Origin of the sequence: Streptococcus suis, from assembly GCF_016743335.1 — a bacterium.
Lineage (GTDB): Bacteria > Bacillota > Bacilli > Lactobacillales > Streptococcaceae > Streptococcus > Streptococcus suis_Y.
Genome location: NZ_WCJE01000010.1, coordinates 1 through 17002 on the forward strand (window position 1 = coordinate 1; position 17002 = coordinate 17002).

The following is a 17002-nucleotide window of genomic DNA, read 5'->3' on the forward strand; positions in this document are numbered from 1 at the left end:
AGCTGTTGAGGATAAAAATAATGAAATTACTACCATTCCTCGCCTCTTGCGTCAGCTAGCCCTTCGTAAGAGTGTTGTTACGATGTGAAATGGTTGAGCCAACGATATTCGAAATGGAAAAACTTCGTGGGATTGGGATGGCTAAGAATACCATTGATAAAGACGGTATCATCACGGAAGAAGTTCGTTACTTTATCCTTAGTTTCAAGGGTGATGTGCGGACTTTTTCTCAGGTTGTTTGCGGTCATTGGTCGGTTGAGAGCCTACATTGGTTGTTAGATGTGGTTTACCGAGAAGATAAGAACCAAACCTTAGATAAACGAGCGGCCTTCAATCTGAACGCTATTCGTAAAGTTTGTCTTCATCTCTTACAAAACATGATATTTCCTAAAGAAAAGCTGAGTTATCGTCGCAAACAACGCTATATTTCTGTCCATTTGGAGGATTATTTGCCGCAATTATTTGGACATCGAGGATAAGGTGCTTGTATAAAGGTAGATACTAAGTTTAAAGCAGTTATTTCCAGGGACAAAAGGAGAGAAGAAATTTTTCGGAAATTTTTCATGCGTATGACGTGCAGGATTGGTAGTCCTGCTTTTTTCTTTCCTGATTTCATGATATAATGGTAAAGATAATTTATTGACATGGAGAAATGACATGAGCTTCTACAATCACAAGGAAATCGAGCCCAAATGGCAGGAATTTTGGGCGAAAAATCACACTTTTAAGACGGGAACAGATGCGGACAAGCCAAACTTTTACGCCCTAGATATGTTCCCTTATCCGTCTGGTGCGGGATTGCACGTTGGTCACCCAGAGGGTTATACTGCGACCGACATTCTCAGCCGTTACAAGCGTGCCCAAGGTTACAACGTTCTTCACCCAATGGGTTGGGATGCCTTTGGTTTGCCAGCAGAGCAATACGCTATGGATACGGGCAATGACCCAGCTGACTTTACAGCAGAAAACATTGCCAACTTCAAACGTCAGATTAACGCCCTTGGCTTTTCTTACGACTGGGACCGCGAGGTTAATACGACAGACCCTAACTACTACAAGTGGACTCAGTGGATTTTCACTAAGTTGTATGAAAAAGGCCTAGCCTACGAGGCAGAAGTGCCTGTAAACTGGGTAGAGGAATTGGGAACTGCTATCGCCAACGAAGAGGTCCTTCCTGACGGAACGTCTGAACGTGGTGGCTACCCAGTTGTCCGCAAGCCAATGCGTCAATGGATGCTGAAAATCACTGCCTATGCAGAGCGTTTGCTCAATGACTTGGAAGATGTTGATTGGCCAGAGTCTATCAAGGACATGCAACGCAACTGGATTGGTAAGTCAACCGGTGCCAATGTGACTTTCAAGATTAAGGACACAGACAAGGACTTCACAGTCTTTACTACCCGTCCTGACACCCTTTTTGGTGCGACTTATGCTGTTCTTGCTCCTGAGCACGACTTGGTGGATAGCATTACCTCATCAGAGCAGGCAGAAGCTGTGGCAGAGTACAAACGCCAAGCCTCTCTTAAATCAGACCTTGCTCGTACAGACCTGGCTAAAGACAAGACAGGTGTTTGGACTGGTGCCTACGCCATTAACCCTGTGAACGGTAAAGAAATTCCAATCTGGATTGCCGACTATGTACTGGCAAGCTACGGAACAGGTGCTATCATGGCTGTTCCTGCTCATGATGAGCGTGACTGGGAATTTGCTAAACAATTTGGGTTAAAAATTATTCCTGTTTTGGAAGGTGGCAATGTAGAAGAAGCACCTTATACAGAAGACGGTGCCCACATCAACTCAGACTTCCTAGATGGTCTCAATAAGGAAGAAGCTATTGCCAAAATGGTGGCTTGGTTGGAAGAAAATGGTGTCGGTCAAGAGAAAATTTCTTACCGCCTCCGCGACTGGCTCTTCAGCCGCCAGCGTTATTGGGGTGAGCCAATTCCAATCATCCACTGGGAAGACGGTACTTCCACAGCAGTACCAGAAAATGAGTTACCTCTGGTATTGCCAAAAACCTCAGACATCAAGCCTTCAGGTACAGGCGAATCACCGCTTGCTAACTTGACAGACTGGTTAGAAGTGACACGGGAAGACGGCGTAAAAGGTCGCCGTGAGACCAACACTATGCCACAATGGGCGGGCTCTAGCTGGTACTACCTCCGCTACATCGACCCGCACAACGATGAGAAATTGGCAGACGAAGAGCTTCTCAAGGCTTGGTTGCCAGTGGACATCTACATCGGTGGTGCTGAGCACGCAGTCCTTCACTTGCTTTATGCTCGCTTCTGGCATAAGTTCCTTTACGACCTCGGTGTTGTGCCGACTAAAGAGCCATTCCAAAAACTCTTTAACCAGGGCATGATTTTGGGAACTAGCTATCGCGACAGCCGTGGTGCGCTTGTAGCGACCGACAAGGTGGAAAAACGCGACGGATCCTTCTTCAACATCGAAACTGGTGAGGAGTTGGAGCAGGCACCTGCTAAGATGTCTAAGTCTCTTAAAAACGTGGTTAACCCAGATGATGTGGTAGAGCAATTCGGTGCGGACACTCTCCGCGTTTATGAAATGTTCATGGGGCCACTTGATGCGTCAATCGCCTGGTCAGAAGAAGGTCTCGAGGGCAGCCGTAAGTTCCTTGACCGTGTTTATCGCCTCGTGACTACCAAGGAGCTTGTGGCGGAAAATAGCGGAGCGCTTGATAAAGTTTACAATGAAACTGTGAAGACAGTGACTGAGCATATTGAAGACTTGAAATTCAACACGGCTATCGCCCAGCTCATGATTTTTGTCAACGCAGCCAACAAAGAAGACAAGCTCTACGTCGAATACGCCAAAGGCTTTGTCCAATTGATTGCTCCATTTGCACCACACTTGGCAGAAGAACTCTGGCAAGGTCTGGAAGCAACAGGCCAGTCAATCAGCTATGTCGCATGGCCAACATATGATGAAAGTAAGCTGGTAGAAAGCGAAGTGGAAATCGTTGTCCAAATCAAGGGCAAGGTAAAAGCTCGCTTGACCGTAGCCAAAGACCTGTCACCAGCAGAGCTTGAAAAAGTTGCCCTTGCGGACGAAAAAGTCCAGGCTGAAATCGCTGGTCAAACAGTGGTGAAGGTGATTAGTGTACCAAATAAGTTGGTTAATATTGTTGTGAAGTAACCAATTTATTTGCTCATTTCCTACCTCCAACAGTCTATCCGCAGACTGTTGGAGCCAAACAAACTTGTCAATATCGTTACCAAATAACGCTTGCCTCGTTTGTTTGTCTATTTCCAACCTCCAACAGTTCACTGGACTGTTGGAGCCAACTAAATTGGTTAATATTGTTGTGAAATAAATGTAAATAATAAGAAAACGACTTCCGTATTGGAGGTCGTTTTTGGCTGTCTTGAGGGGAGTTTCCTTTATATTACGGAAAAAGACAGGAAGTGTACGCGTTTACAAAAGGTAGAAACAGGAATATAATAAGAATATATGAATAAAAAAGGAGAACAGGTCGTGAAATCAATCAAATTAGTCACGCTCGGTGGCGGATCGAGCTATACTCCTGAGCTAGTTGAAGGGATGATTTTGCGGCATCAGCAACTACCCATTCGAGAATGGTGGTTTGTAGATGTTGAAGCTGGGGTGGAAAAGCAGAAGATAGTTGTTGATTTGGCACGTCGAATGGTCAGAATGGCTGGATTAGACTGGAAAATAGAGGAGACACTGGATCGAAGGGCTGCTTTGAAGGGAGCAGACTTTGTGACATCTCAGTTCCGAGTTGGTCAGTTACAGGCACGCTATATCGATGAGACAATTCCTCTAAGTCATGGTCTACTTGGACAGGAAACCAATGGGGCAGGTGGCATCTTTAAGGCATTTCGGACCATAGAGGCTTACAAGGGTATCATTGTAGATATGAAAGATCTATGTCCAGATGCTTGGTTGATTAATTTTACCAATCCTGCAGGCATAGTAACGGAAGCGATTGTTAATGAACTGCAGTGGAACAGGGTGATTGGCTTATGCAATATTCCGATTGGTCAGAAAAAGACGGCAGCTCAGATTTTGAATTTGCCTGAGGAATCGATTCAAACCAATCATGTTGGATTAAACCATTTCCATTTTCATGAAGTTTGGGATCAGACTGGCCAGAATCGTACTGGTGAGGTCATGGAAGCTTTATACGGTAACTCAAGAGGGAATCAGGAGGTTGTTAAAAATATTACCAATTTAGATTTTTCATTCCCCTTCTTGCAGTCGATTGGTCTGTTGCCCTGTGATTACCACCGTTACTACTTTTTAGAAAAGGAGATGTTGGCAGATACCTTAGACCAGTATCGTCAAGGGAAGGTGCGGGCTCAGGTTGTTCAAGAGGTCGAAGAAGAGTTGTTTGAGCTCTACAGGGATTCAAATTTGGACTATAAGCCTAAGCAATTGGAGCAACGTGGTGGTGCTTATCACAGTGATGTTGCCTGTCAACTCATTTGTGCTATATACAACGATAGCAAGGAAATTATGACGGTTTCGACGGTTAATAGGGGAGTGATTTCTTATCTGCCAGAGGATTGCGTAGTTGAAGTCTCATCTGTCATTACTGCCCAGGGTGCGCTTCCTTTGGTATGTCCCAAAACACCGATGGTGGTCAGGGGATACTTGCAGCAAATGAAGCAAATGGAGTTGGCAACTGTTGGGGCTGCAATGACAGGAGACTACGCTTTGGCTTTACAGGCTTTTGCTCTCAATCCTCTGATTCCGAATGGAGAATTGGCAGAGCGTGTCTTACAAGAATTACTAGTGGCACATGAGGCGTACTTGCCACAATTTAGGAGTGTCATCGATCAGATAAAGAAGAAAGGAATTGGTTATGACAGAGGATAAGGTAGTTTATCATTTTCCAGAAGGTTTTTTGTGGGGGACTTCTACATCGGGTCCGCAGAGTGAGGGAACTGAGCTGGGCGATGGAAAAGGACAGAATAATTGGGACTACTGGTACAGCATTGAGCCAGAACGTTTCCATGGGAAAGTAGGTCCAGAGAGGACTTCCACTTTCTATAAGAATTTCAAAAAGGATATCGAGTTATTGGTTGAAACTGGACACACAGTATTTAGGACATCGATTCAGTGGTCGCGGTTATTTCCAAAGGGTGTTGGAGAGGTTAATCAGGAGGCTGTGACTTTTTATCGTTCTGTATTTTCTTTGATAAAAGAAAAAGGGATTCAGCTGTTTGTTAATCTCTATCATTTTGATCTTCCCTATGCTTTACAGGAGCAAGGAGGCTGGGAGAACAAGGACATTGTTTGGGCATATGAAGCCTATGCTCGTACTTGTTTTGAATTGTTTGACGACCTAGTAGATCGTTGGATTACCTTTAATGAGCCGATTGTTCCAGTTGAGTGTGGCTATCTAGGGGATTATCATTATCCTTGTAAGGTAGATGCCAAGGCGGCGGTTGCTGTTGCCTACCATACTCAGTTGGCTAGTTCCTTGGCAGTAAAAGCCTGTCATGAAGTGAATTTGGAGAAGAAAATTGCAATTGTCCTGAATCTGACACCGGCCTATCCTCGAAGTGAGCATCCTGATGATGTCAAGGCAGCTAAAATAGCTGAGCTCTTCCAAACCAAGAGCTTCTTAGATCCTTCTGTATTGGGAGAATACCCGAGGGACTTGGTTGACTTGATTGAGGAATACGGATTGAGTCCTGAAACCAGCGAGGAAGAGCTGGCGATTATTAGGGAAAATCGGGTAGATTTTTTAGGTGTCAACTATTACCAACCCCTTCGTGTACAGGCACCGACAAAGGTTTGGAAAGAGGGAGAGGTTTTGACTCCAGAGCACTTCTTCGCACCTTACGATATGCCAGGGAAAAAAATCAATCCGCATCGAGGCTGGGAAATCTATGAAAAAGGAATCTACGATATCGCAATCAATATTCGGGACCAATACAACAATATTGAGTGGTTAGTCACTGAAAATGGTATGGGAGTAGAGGGTGAAGCGGCTTTCCGACAAGATGAGGTCATTCAGGATGATTATCGGATTGAATTTATCGAAGATCACTTGATAGAATTACATCGGGCTATTGAGGAAGGGGCTAACTGTAAAGGTTATATGTTGTGGACCTTTATTGATTGTTGGTCTTGGCTCAATGCCTACAAAAATCGTTATGGGCTGGTCGAGTTGGATTTGGAGACTCAGGAGCGCAGGATTAAGAAATCGGGACGTTGGTTTAAGGCGCTGAGTGATGCCAATGGATTTAGTCGTTAGGAGGAGCAATGGTTCAATTTGGTTTTTCAATCTATCCAGAAAACTATTCTCTGGAAGAGTCTAAGGCTTATATAGACTTGCTGGGGCGTTATGGAGCACAGCGAATGTTTATGAGCCTCTTGCAGCTTGGGGGGAATGCCCAAGAAGCCTTGCAACTCTATCGGGACTTGATTGCCTATGCTCGTCAGTTGGGGATAGTCGTGATTGCGGATCTTAGCCCGAGTTTTATAGAGGCACAGGGCTGGCAGAAATCACTCATTGAAGAAGCCCATGGTTTAGGGCTGACAGGGATTCGTCTGGACGAGGCCTTGCCTTTGGAGGAGATTGTCAGCTTGACACAGAATCCTTACGGGCTCAAGATTGAACTAAATCTGAGTACCGATAAGGTCTTACTGACGCAACTGCTAGCTAGTGACGCAAATAGGGATAACATTGTTGCCTGTCATAATTTCTATCCTCACGCCTATACAGGACTATCAGAAGAACATTTTTTAGAAATGTCTTCTTTCTATCACCAAGAAGGCATACAGACGGCAGCTTTTGTGACTGCCCAGTCTGCAACGGAAGGGCCTTGGCCCTTGTCAGAAGGTCTACCTACCTTGGAGGAGCATCGCAACCAGACCTTACCTCTTCAGATTGCCTGGCTCAAGGCGACAGGTTTGATTGACTGTATTCTCATCTCCAATCAGTTCATCTCGGAGGAGGAGCTCCAGTCTATTCAATCTATCTTGGAAGAAGAGGACATTTGTTTACCTGTAGAACTTACTGGGCAAGTGACAGCTGTGGAGCGGGAAATCATTGAGTTTGATCATGTTTATCGTGGGGACGTTTCAGCTTACCTACTTCGGTCGACCATGCCCCGTGTTGTCTACAAGGATGCGACCATTCCTGCACATACAGATGGGGAAACGCTTGTGCAGCGAGGGGATGTCTTGATTGACAATGATCTATATGGTCGTTACAAGGGAGAGTTACAAATAGCTTTGAGGGAGTTCACCGTTAGTTCAAAAGTGAATCGGGTTGGACGAATTTGCCCTGACTATCTGCCCTTGCTCGCTTTTATCAAGCCTTGGCAATCCTTTCGATTGCGAATCGTTGCGTCCGATTCCTTTCATTAACAATACGGAAAAAAAGAGAACCCTTGTAGCCTGAGGATATGCTACAATAGAAATATAAAAATATGTTTTTATCAACAGGCTCTAGCTTACTAGTCTTGTTATATTTCGTATAAATCTTGCGGAGAGGAGGGAGTATGCTATCTAAAAAAGAAGTTCGTCTGGCAGATTATTTACTGACAAAACAAGGGGACTTTGTATCTAGTATAGAACTGGCAAAGGCTTTGGGTGTCAGTGATCGAACAGCAAGAAAGTATGTCCAACAACTCTCTCTTTCGCTAGAGGCTAGCGGTGCTTCTATTTTGTCCAAACAAAGTAAGGGCTACTGTTTGCTGGTAGAGAGACCGGTTGAGTTTGAAATGTTTTGGCAAGAACAGCTACGGTTGAAAAAGCAGGTGACGGACTTACGGCAACTGGAGGAAGCGACGGACCGACAACGGTATGTTTTAAGTAAGTTATTATTTGAAAATCCAATTCAGTCCATGGATCGTTTGCAACGAGAGCTGTTTATCGGAAAAACAACCCTGCATTCTATCATCGCGGATATTCGCAATTTATTTGCTCCTTACCAACTGGAACTGTTGTTCACACGGAGGGGGGTAGAATTAAGCGGGGAGGAGCCTGCTATTCGGCACTTCATCATGGATTACTTTTTTGGACAAGGGAATGGTCAGTCTCTTTATGGTTTGGTGGAAAATCAGCTCCTGCCAGACATTCGGTTTACAGACCTGATGTTGATTGTCTTGGATGAGTGCCGCGATGCCAAACTTCGCCTGTCTGACTTTGTGATGCAAAACCTGGTTCTTCATATCGCTCTGCTCTTACAACGAATGAAGGGAGGAGCTAGTTTAGAGCGATTTCCAATATCTGATCAGATTCAATCTTCCAAGGAGTATCAGGTTGCTGGACGAATTATCAAACGAATTGAAACAGAGTTTCAAGTGGCGATTCCTGTAGAAGAAGCTAACTATATTGCTCTACACCTGAAGGTAAAGTTGACAGGAAATCCCAGTCAGCTTTCAGACTTGGAGGACGGTTTGGAGGAAGAAGTAGAAAGTTGTTTACAGACTCTCTCTCAGTTGACTGGTCTGGATTTGTTAAAAGATCGACAGCTTTTCAAGGGGATTGTCGCTCATTTGCTTCCCTTACGGACGCGGTTGGAGCACCAGATTCAGTTGGCTAATCCCTTGGTGGCTGATATCCAGAGGGATTATATAGAAGTATTTGAGCTGACCAAGCAAGCTTTTGCTTCTATGCCCACCTTGTTGGCCTATAGCATTTCGGATGACGAATGGGCCTACCTGACCCTGCATGTATTGGCTGCAATTGAGCGATACGAGGGGCGGAAAAAGTTGCGGGTATTGGTCGTCTGTGCGACCGGAATTGGAAGCGCTTTAATGTTGCGAAATCGTTTGGAAAAGGAATTTGCAACAAGCTTGGAAATTGCAGATGTTGTGAGTTACTACGAGGTAACAGAGGAACGTTTAAGAGATGTAGACCTGATTATTTCTTCGATTAGCTTGTCCAATTTAATTTTCCTGACACCTGTTATCACCGTCAGTGTTTTCCTATCGGAGCAGGATATCGAGGCAATTCGTTCCTATCTTCAACAAGTGACACCTGTCCGAGTTGAGCAGAACGAGGCTTTGCCTATGGAGGAAGAGCAGGCGAGACAGATTGCAGAGGCTGTATTTTCACCCTTGCGAATAGTCTCTTTAGACAAAAAGATGAGTCGAGATAGGACCTTGTTGCAACTAATAGCGTGCTTGGATGAAGCCAAGGAATCAGGCTTTGTGGAACATTTTAGGGAACAGGTAAATGTGAGAGAGTCCTATAGCTCGGTCGTTTTTGGAGAACTATTGGCCTTTCCGCATCCAGCTATTCCCCTGACCTTCTCAGAGCAGATTGTGGTTGGAGTTTGTAAGGAAGCGGTTGAATGGGAAGAGGGGAAGAAGGTGCAGTTTATCTTTCTTCTATCCCCGTCTAAAGGGCGGAATCCGCATCTGAAGTATATTTCACCTTGTCTGGTTGCATTTATTCAAGACAGGTCTTTGCAAGAAAGGCTAGTGCAAAATCCTAGCTATCAGGAATTAGTCGATATATTTATTCCCTTGATTCAGAAACAGGGGTAGGAGGAGTTTTTTATGAAACAAATTATGTTAGTGTGCAATGCTGGTATGTCTACTAGTATGTTGGTGACCAAGATGCAGAAAGCCGCAGAAGAAAAGGGGATAGAGGCAACGATTTGGGCAGTCCCTGTGTCAGAAGCTGATAGTGAAGTTAGTCAAAAGGAGATTGATGTCCTTTTGCTAGGTCCACAGGTTAAATTTTTGCTAAATGACTACAAGGCTAAGTTCGAGCCTGCAATCAAGGTTGATGCAATCAATATGATGGATTATGGAGTGATGAATGGTGCTAAGGTGCTCGATGCTGCTTTGGCACTAATGGAGGACTAGTATGAACTCTCCGGAATACTTAGAAGCGATTATGGGGCTTATTATGTATGGGGGAGAGGCAAAGGGCTATGCTGTTCAGGCGATTCAAGCGGCCAAGCAGGAGGATTTCCAGACGGCAGAGCACTTGCTTCAAGAAGCAAACACCTCCCTAAATATTGCCCATAAGTCACAAACAGGTCTACTAGCCCAAGAGGCTGGTGGGCAAACGGTGGAAGTGACCTTGCTAATGGTGCATGGACAGGACCACTTGATGAATGCCTTGACATTTATTGATATGGCCAAGGAAGTAGTGGAGCTCTATAAGCGTTTAGCTGAACAAAAGAATTGTGGCTAGGCTACCTTATTGGATAACGGAGGTAGGAGGATAGGTATGAAAATCAAAAAAATAGGACAGGTTCCAATTGAACAATTATTTGCTGCGATTGGTCGGTCCTTGAAAGAGGATTATCAGCAAAATACTGGACGTCCTCTTCTTGATCAAGATATCCAGGAGGGTTTGACCTATGTAAAAACATTTGGAGACAAAGGAGAGCATAGTGTCAAGGTGCGTGTAGAGGAATTTCTTGCTCCCTATCGTTATGCTGTTTGCTTTCATTCCAATCGAGGAAAAGAGCATATCTGCTATGATTTGCACGCTTTGGGGGACAATCAAACAGAGATTGAATACTCTTATGAAATGGAAGCGGCAGACTTATTTATGAGAGGGAACTACTTTTTAATGGAGAAAGTCTTCTCTAAGAGTTTGAAACGGCAGACAGATGCTCAATTAGAAGCACTGATTCGGTATTCTAAAGAAGGTGCTTCGACATCGTGATTTTGTTTATACAACAATAAAAAAATAGAAAAGGAGACAGATTATGTCAAATATTTCTGAAAAGTTCATGGAAATATCAGGAAAAATCGGCTCGCAACGTCATTTGATAGCTATACGTGATTCCTTTATTTCCATGATGCCGATTACAATGGCTGGTACGGTAGCCGTCCTGCTCAATGTCTTTTTGAGGGATATTCCAAACAATATGGGTTGGACAGGTTTTGCAGAGGCTATGCAGCCTGTTATTAACATCAATGGCTATGTTTATTTTGGAACCATTGGGATTATGGCACTTGTTTTTGCCTTTGCTTTTGGTTACAACTTGTCTTTGATGTACAAGGTCAATCCTCTTGCAGGCGGTTTGATTTCCTTTGCATCATTCATCTCTACTATTCCTCAAAGTGTAACGATTTCCACTGCTTTAGACGGAGTTGATAAGTCAGTTGTTTCTGCTTTGGAAGGTTTGGGATTATCCATTGTGACGACAGATGGAGTTTCAGCCTTGGAAACAAGCCAGTGGGGAGCTATCGCATTGAAATATGGCGGTGCAACAGGTTTGTTTACAGCATTGTTTATTGGATTTCTCGCCACATGGGTCTATGCAAGTCTTGTAAAACGGAATGTCATTATTAAATTGCCAGATTCTGTTCCACCGGCAGTTAATAAGGCCTTTGCTGCTATTATCCCAGGTACTGCTGCAATTTATGCGTCATCCATTGTGGCATATCTTGCATTTACTCTAACAGGACAATCTTTGGGAGATTTAGTATCAACTTATATTCAACTGCCATTACTTGGTCTGTCACAAGGTCTTGGGTCAGTCATTCTTTTAACTTTCCTTGTACAACTTTTTTGGTTCTTCGGCCTGCATGGCCACAATGTCTTGGCGCCAATTATGGACGGAGTCTATATGGTTGCACTAAATGAAAATGCGGCTGCTTATACTGCAACTCATAGTACTGCGAATTTACCGTGGCTTTGGACTCGTGGTTCCTTTGATGCTTATGCTCAAATGGGTGGTTCAGGCGTCACTCTAGCTTTGATTATTGCTATTTTCATTTTCTCAAAACGAGAAGAATACAAAATGGTAGCTAAATTATCTGCTCCAATGGGTGTATTCAATATTAACGAACCAGTTACCTTTGGTATACCAATGGTATTGAATCCACTGTTTGCTATTCCATGGCTAATTGTTCCACCGATTTGTGCAACTATCGCATACTTAGCGACAGCGGCAGGTATAATTCCGCCAGTCTTTGCTCCTGTTCCATGGATTACCCCTCCAGGACTCTACGCTTATCTAGCAACAGGTGGTAACATTATGGCTGCGTTGGTTTCACTATTCAACCTCTTTGTTGCCTTCCTGATTTGGACACCATTTGTTATTGCAGCCAATAAGGTTAAGGCTGGTGAGGAATAATGTTTTCCAAGAACAAATCTCCTTTCTTATTGGCGCTAGGATTTTTCCTTATCGCGATTAGTCCGCTTTATGGGAATAAATATCTAAACATTATATCTGGTTTGGTTTTTATTCTAATCAGTGTACTTAGGAGTAGGAGAAAATAATTACACTAAATAGAAAACGACTTCCGTATTGGAGGTCGTTTTTTTGACAAAAAGTCCGAACACTGTAATTGTTAAGAGATTGCAAGTTATCTGTAATATTTGTTACATTTCTTTAAGCTCTCTGCAAGGATTATCCCTTAGGATAGATAGGGCAGAAAAACACGAAGGAATCAAATATTATGAGTTATCAAATGATAAAAAAACAATTCAAATTGGGACTGTTTACAGCCCTCATAGGAAATCTTTTATGGTCGGGAATGGTGAATGTCAGTGCAGATGACACAGTTATAAGCGATAGTCCGACAGTATCAGCGTTAACAAAAAAGGTTGAAGCTGCAAAAAAAGCAGCCAAAGCTGCTGCCGCTGCAAAGGCTGCTTTGGCTACCAATATGGTGTCAGAGGTTGCTGTGGAATATACGGCTAATACCTATCCAGCGGGTCAGTGTACTTGGGGTGCCAAAGAAATGGCTCCTTGGGTTGGAAACTATTGGGGTAATGGTGGAGATTGGGCAGCTAGTGCGGTAGCGCTTGGTTATGAAGTGGGAACTACTCCAAAAGTTGGCGCTATTGCTGTATGGACAGATGGAGGCTACGGTCATGTTGCCTATGTAACAGATGTGGCAGCTAACGGTCACATTCAAGTTAAGGAATCAAACTATGGTGGAGTATACTACCCAAGTAATGTCCGAGGTTTCTTTGATCCAACAACGACTAGTGAAGGAACAGTCAGCTATATTTACCCACCAGCTGGAGTATAATTATAGTCATTTGAATTAACTTTGATACATCGTCACTTTCGTCTTGCCGTACTCTACGAAAGTGACTTGCTTCGCAGGTCTTATTTCCAACCTAGAACAGCCTTTATGCTGTTCTAGCAACCTGCACCTCAGTTCCTTGTCTGAAAGCTAATTCATTCGACTATAATATGAGATATAAAGACCGAGTAGGTCTCAGATTGAAGAAAAAGTCCATTTTGGACAATTTTCTTCAATCTTTTTTCTTTATGTTGAAAATAAAAAAACTCTCAGAAACACCAGAATATAAATGTTTCTAAGAGTTTAATGACTTGCTATCTTTCGCAAACTTCTTCAATTTTTTATATTGTTAGGAGTTTGTCTACGTTCTGAGACCGAGATCATCTATTTTGATGAGCCAACCTCGGCCTTGGATCCTGAGTTAATCGGTGAAGTCCTGGCTGTCATGATGCAGTTGGCAAAAGAAGGTATGACCATGGTAGTTGTGACGCACGAGATGGGCTTTGCGCGTGCGGTAGCTGATCGAGTCATATTTATGGATGGTGGTCGGATTATCGAAGAAGGTCGACAAGAAGACATTTTTGACCAGCCAAAAGAAGAACGTACTAAGCAATTCTTAGCTCGCATTCAGAAAGAAAATGTATAGAAGGAAAACACTGGCAATGCTGGTGTTTTTTCTGTAAGTGAATGAAAAACAGAGGAAGTTATGAAAAGACGAATATTTGTCCTAATTACGCATAATCTCTTGACAGTATACTTTTTTTTTTTAGTATAATCCTATATTGTGTTCATGTAAACACCAAAAAGAATGATCTACGAGGAGGATGTAGAATGAAAGAACATTGTAAACATAGGCAGCTTGCCAAATGGGCAAAACTAGGTATTGGGTTGGTAGCTTTCACTGTTTTGGGTGGTTTAGTGGTTCCAGAAGGATTAGAAGGCTTGGAACCGATAGTCGTACAGGCAGAGGAGCAGGTTAGTCGGAGTTTGACAGTATATTATAGCCTGAAAACAGGTGAAAATTTTGGTGATAAGGAAAGGTTGCAGGAAGTTACCTATCAGTTGAAACCAGGTGAGAGCATTGACATCAGTCAGGCCTATCCAGACTATCAATTTGTGAGTTCAGAATCAGGTCAGACGGTCTACCATTACGATGACCTGAATGCCACCTTTGCAATCTATGATACTGTCACCTATCAGAGAAAGGACTATAAACCACTTTCTGATACCTTGCCAAGCCTAAGCTATACTGTCCGCTATGTAGTTGAAACGGACACAGGTCTACAGGATATTGCTACTCCAAAAAATCAGGGATTAAAAGGAGGGAGTTTTGAGTTTGTCAGTGGTCCAGAAATAGATGGTTACTATCGGTTAACAACTACTAGCGAGTTAATCCGTTATGAGGACATTCAGTCAGGACAGAAGGAAGTATTACTTTACTACAAGCCCATAGAGGCAGCTCCCTTGACCTATCAGGTAACCCTTGTCCATGCGGTTACAGGTCAGGTTTTAGAGACTTCCCAAAAGGAGATTCTTGAAGGTCGGAGTCAAGACTTAGCAACTTTCATTCCAGAAGGCTATACTAGTACGAGATTTGGATCTGGTAATCTATCCTATGATGAAGTCAAGGCTGGTAAGACCAGTGTTACCATTCTCTGTGTTCCCTTTACAGAAGAGGCGATCGGAGTGCCTATTGAGTATAGAACACAAGAGGGTGTACTTGAAGAAGCTTATCTGACCGTTAGTCCAGGAGAGAATCTAGTTGTCAAGGCCAAGGAATTTGCTGGTTATGAACTGGTACCAGGGACTGCCAGCGAGCGGACGATTCCATATAATTATGCAAAAAATTCCAAGTTACTCAAAGGAATTATGGTGGATGCTCTGGTGTTCCAATATCAAAAGATTGGGACTGGGGTAAAGCATGATATTAATTTTCCTATCCATAAAATGACAGAGGTAGAATCCAAAGCCTTTTATGAACAGCAGGTTTTGTTGTACGAAACCCTGAATAAAGCTAGTCGATTGGATAGTAGCCTATATACAGAAGAATCTCAAGAAATATTTGCAGAACTGTTTTCTTATTTAGACTTATATCATAGTAGCTGGACAGATAGTTCAATGAAATTGGAGATTGTCTCAGAGATTGAAAGTCTTGCTCCTCCAATCCATTCATTTAATCTATTTCGTAAGGATATAAAAAGAATAGAAAATGGCATGGCCGCCCTTGTTTTGAAAGACAAGGAAAATGCTGAGCAACCAACCCCACCAAGTACAGGTAGCGAAACAGACACTCCAACCCAACCAGGTGGCGGTGCCACTACAGATACTCCAAGCGAGCCAACTGCACCAGCACTTCCAAGTGACACACATGGAAGCGCCTCAAGTAATCAAGTGACGGACAAGTCGACTACCAATTCTTCCTCAGGTCAGGGAACAGGAGGTTCAGGAGCAGTTCTAACAAATAAGACAAGCAAGGCAACTGATGTAGCAAGTGATCCAATCTTGCAAACAAAGAAAACAGTCTCAGAAACTCAACCCCCTAGCAATCAAACCAAGACATCAGAGACCCAAAAAGCTCTTCCAGCTACTGGCGAAGCACATCCTTCATTTAGCTTGGTCGGTTTAGGCCTGATTGGTTTATCTAGCCTTCTGATTTCACGACGCAGGACTGATAGATCATCTCAGTAGTCTGGCTTAGAAGGTCACCAAAACGGATGAAAATTGCAAATTGAACCAATTTCCTAACTTGCTCACAGCATACGAGGCTAGTTGAAGCAGGAAATAACCCCAAAACACTGGCAGCCGCCAGTGTTTTTGTCATGCCTGAGTGAAAAAGACAGAAAAGCCTTTACAATTAGCAGAGGAATAGATATAATAACTTAAAGAAAACGTTTGCACAATTTTGACTGTTTGCTTGCTAAAAGATAAGCAACAGAAATAGAATTAGGGAGGAGTTCTATGACGACATTAGCCGATGTGGCTAGGTTAGCCAATGTATCAAAGATGACTGTTTCGCGTGTCATCAACCATCCAGAACAAGTTACACAAGAGCTGCGGACGCTCGTAACTGCTGCGATGGAAGAATTAAACTATAAGCCAAATGTGGCGGCCAAGGCCTTGGCCCAGCAACGGACACTGATTGTTCAGGCTGTCATTCTCGAAAAGATGGATGTGGTAGAGCCGTACTATATCGACCTTCTTGCAGGAATCGCTGATGAGCTCAATCATCGAAATTATACCTTGCAGTTGGTGACCAATCCAAGTCAGATCACTGATCAATGTGATGGTTACATCGTGACTGGCGCTCGCAAGGATGACTACCCTTGGTTGAAAGGGCTGCGGAAGCCATTGATTTTATTTGGAGAGAATCAAGAAGGGCTTCCTTTTGTAGATTCAGACAATCGTTTGGCGACTAGGTCCGCAACCCAGTTTGCTTTATCAAAAGGTTATGAGAGGATTGTTTTTGTAGGGATTGACTTGCCAGAAGCCTTTGAAAAAGGGAGAGAAGAAGGCTACAAAGATGCGATGCAGGGCCGAGAAACTCATCTCTATCGATTGGAAAATCGTTCTCGTGTTGCGGAAGAATTTGTGAAAAATCTTGATTATTTACCAGAAAACACCTGCTTTATCTGCGCATCGGATCGTCTCGCTCTTGGGGTTACAAGAGGTTTACAAGCTCTAGGAAAGTCTATTCCGAATGACGTTGGGGTGATTGGTTTTGACGGCTTCTTTTTAGATAGGATGTCCAGACCAGCCTTGACGACGATGAAGCAGCCGATTCGTCAAATGGGGGCTCTTAGCGTCAAACATTTAATGACGATATTGGATGGCAAGCCTCTGGCTAGACAGGGGCATTACTGCCAGGCAACCTTAATTGAAAGGGAGACTACACCTCAGTAGTCTCTTTTTTGGTCAGTGGGCGGTCTAGGAGCAAAAGAAGGGGGAGCTATTTATTCTATTCTTGTTAGATAGTAGCCCAAAACTTGTTACCGCTAACATTCGAGAAAACGTTTGCAAAAACTCCTTGGAATTGTATATACTGGTAG

The 17002-nt window shown here is 43.4% G+C and carries 12 protein-coding genes and 2 pseudogenes; all 14 read left to right on the top strand.

What is annotated here, in order from left to right; genetic code table 11:
- Window positions 1-81: 81 nt before the first annotated feature.
- Window positions 82-479 (top strand): annotated as a pseudogene (locus F9856_RS04345) (ISAs1 family transposase); the annotation flags it as partial.
- A gap of 178 nt (window positions 480-657) precedes the next feature.
- On the top strand, window positions 658-3159 hold the full coding sequence (gene leuS, locus F9856_RS04350) for a leucine--tRNA ligase (protein WP_202105864.1): 2502 nt from the start codon (window positions 658-660) through the stop codon (window positions 3157-3159).
- 315 nt (window positions 3160-3474) lie between these two features.
- Window positions 3475-4863: a 6-phospho-beta-glucosidase gene (locus tag F9856_RS04355; RefSeq protein WP_202105867.1), complete on the top strand. Its 1389-nt coding sequence runs from the start codon at window positions 3475-3477 to the stop codon at window positions 4861-4863.
- On the top strand, window positions 4850-6250 hold the full coding sequence (locus F9856_RS04360) for a glycoside hydrolase family 1 protein (protein WP_029173908.1): 1401 nt from the start codon (window positions 4850-4852) through the stop codon (window positions 6248-6250). Before F9856_RS04355 ends, F9856_RS04360 begins: the two co-directional genes overlap by 14 nt.
- Window positions 6251-6258: 8 nt before the next feature.
- The gene (locus F9856_RS04365; protein WP_202105869.1) at window positions 6259-7368 is read left to right on the top strand and encodes a DUF871 domain-containing protein; all 1110 of its coding nucleotides are present in this window, start codon (window positions 6259-6261) and stop codon (window positions 7366-7368) included.
- A 134-nt stretch (window positions 7369-7502) separates the two neighbouring features.
- A complete protein-coding gene (locus F9856_RS04370) occupies window positions 7503-9497 on the top strand; it encodes a BglG family transcription antiterminator (RefSeq protein ID WP_202105872.1) in 1995 nt (664 codons plus the stop codon).
- A gap of 12 nt (window positions 9498-9509) precedes the next feature.
- Entirely contained in the window at window positions 9510-9821 is a 312-nt protein-coding gene (locus tag F9856_RS04375) for a PTS sugar transporter subunit IIB (RefSeq protein WP_002939849.1), read from the top strand.
- Window position 9822: 1 nt separating this feature from the next.
- Window positions 9823-10155, top strand: a complete 333-nt coding sequence (locus F9856_RS04380; protein WP_024379337.1) for a PTS lactose/cellobiose transporter subunit IIA — start codon at window positions 9823-9825, stop codon at window positions 10153-10155.
- Window positions 10156-10191: 36 nt separating this feature from the next.
- Window positions 10192-10635: a DUF3284 domain-containing protein gene (locus F9856_RS04385; protein WP_044689396.1), complete on the top strand. Its 444-nt coding sequence runs from the start codon at window positions 10192-10194 to the stop codon at window positions 10633-10635.
- A 43-nt stretch (window positions 10636-10678) separates the two neighbouring features.
- The gene (locus tag F9856_RS04390; RefSeq protein WP_043025573.1) at window positions 10679-12055 is read left to right on the top strand and encodes a PTS sugar transporter subunit IIC; all 1377 of its coding nucleotides are present in this window, start codon (window positions 10679-10681) and stop codon (window positions 12053-12055) included.
- A gap of 325 nt (window positions 12056-12380) precedes the next feature.
- Window positions 12381-12959: a CHAP domain-containing protein gene (locus F9856_RS04395; RefSeq protein WP_024419591.1), complete on the top strand. Its 579-nt coding sequence runs from the start codon at window positions 12381-12383 to the stop codon at window positions 12957-12959.
- A 373-nt stretch (window positions 12960-13332) separates the two neighbouring features.
- A pseudogene (locus F9856_RS04400) lies at window positions 13333-13602 on the top strand (amino acid ABC transporter ATP-binding protein); the annotation flags it as partial.
- Between the two features lie 185 nt (window positions 13603-13787).
- The gene (locus F9856_RS04405; protein WP_202105873.1) at window positions 13788-15644 is read left to right on the top strand and encodes an LPXTG cell wall anchor domain-containing protein; all 1857 of its coding nucleotides are present in this window, start codon (window positions 13788-13790) and stop codon (window positions 15642-15644) included.
- Window positions 15645-15914: 270 nt separating this feature from the next.
- Complete coding sequence (locus tag F9856_RS04410) at window positions 15915-16856, top strand: LacI family DNA-binding transcriptional regulator (protein WP_002939863.1); 942 nt, start codon at window positions 15915-15917, stop codon at window positions 16854-16856.
- Window positions 16857-17002: the final 146 nt, after the last annotated feature.

Coding starts and splice junctions, on each gene's coding strand:
- leuS (WP_202105864.1), top strand. CDS start 658: ATGAGCTTCTACAATCACAAGGAAATCGAGCCCAAATGGCAGGAATTT.
- F9856_RS04355 (WP_202105867.1), top strand. CDS start 3,475: ATGAATAAAAAAGGAGAACAGGTCGTGAAATCAATCAAATTAGTCACG.
- F9856_RS04360 (WP_029173908.1), top strand. CDS start 4,850: ATGACAGAGGATAAGGTAGTTTATCATTTTCCAGAAGGTTTTTTGTGG.
- F9856_RS04365 (WP_202105869.1), top strand. CDS start 6,259: ATGGTTCAATTTGGTTTTTCAATCTATCCAGAAAACTATTCTCTGGAA.
- F9856_RS04370 (WP_202105872.1), top strand. CDS start 7,503: ATGCTATCTAAAAAAGAAGTTCGTCTGGCAGATTATTTACTGACAAAA.
- F9856_RS04375 (WP_002939849.1), top strand. CDS start 9,510: ATGAAACAAATTATGTTAGTGTGCAATGCTGGTATGTCTACTAGTATG.
- F9856_RS04380 (WP_024379337.1), top strand. CDS start 9,823: ATGAACTCTCCGGAATACTTAGAAGCGATTATGGGGCTTATTATGTAT.
- F9856_RS04385 (WP_044689396.1), top strand. CDS start 10,192: ATGAAAATCAAAAAAATAGGACAGGTTCCAATTGAACAATTATTTGCT.
- F9856_RS04390 (WP_043025573.1), top strand. CDS start 10,679: ATGTCAAATATTTCTGAAAAGTTCATGGAAATATCAGGAAAAATCGGC.
- F9856_RS04395 (WP_024419591.1), top strand. CDS start 12,381: ATGAGTTATCAAATGATAAAAAAACAATTCAAATTGGGACTGTTTACA.
- F9856_RS04405 (WP_202105873.1), top strand. CDS start 13,788: ATGAAAGAACATTGTAAACATAGGCAGCTTGCCAAATGGGCAAAACTA.
- F9856_RS04410 (WP_002939863.1), top strand. CDS start 15,915: ATGACGACATTAGCCGATGTGGCTAGGTTAGCCAATGTATCAAAGATG.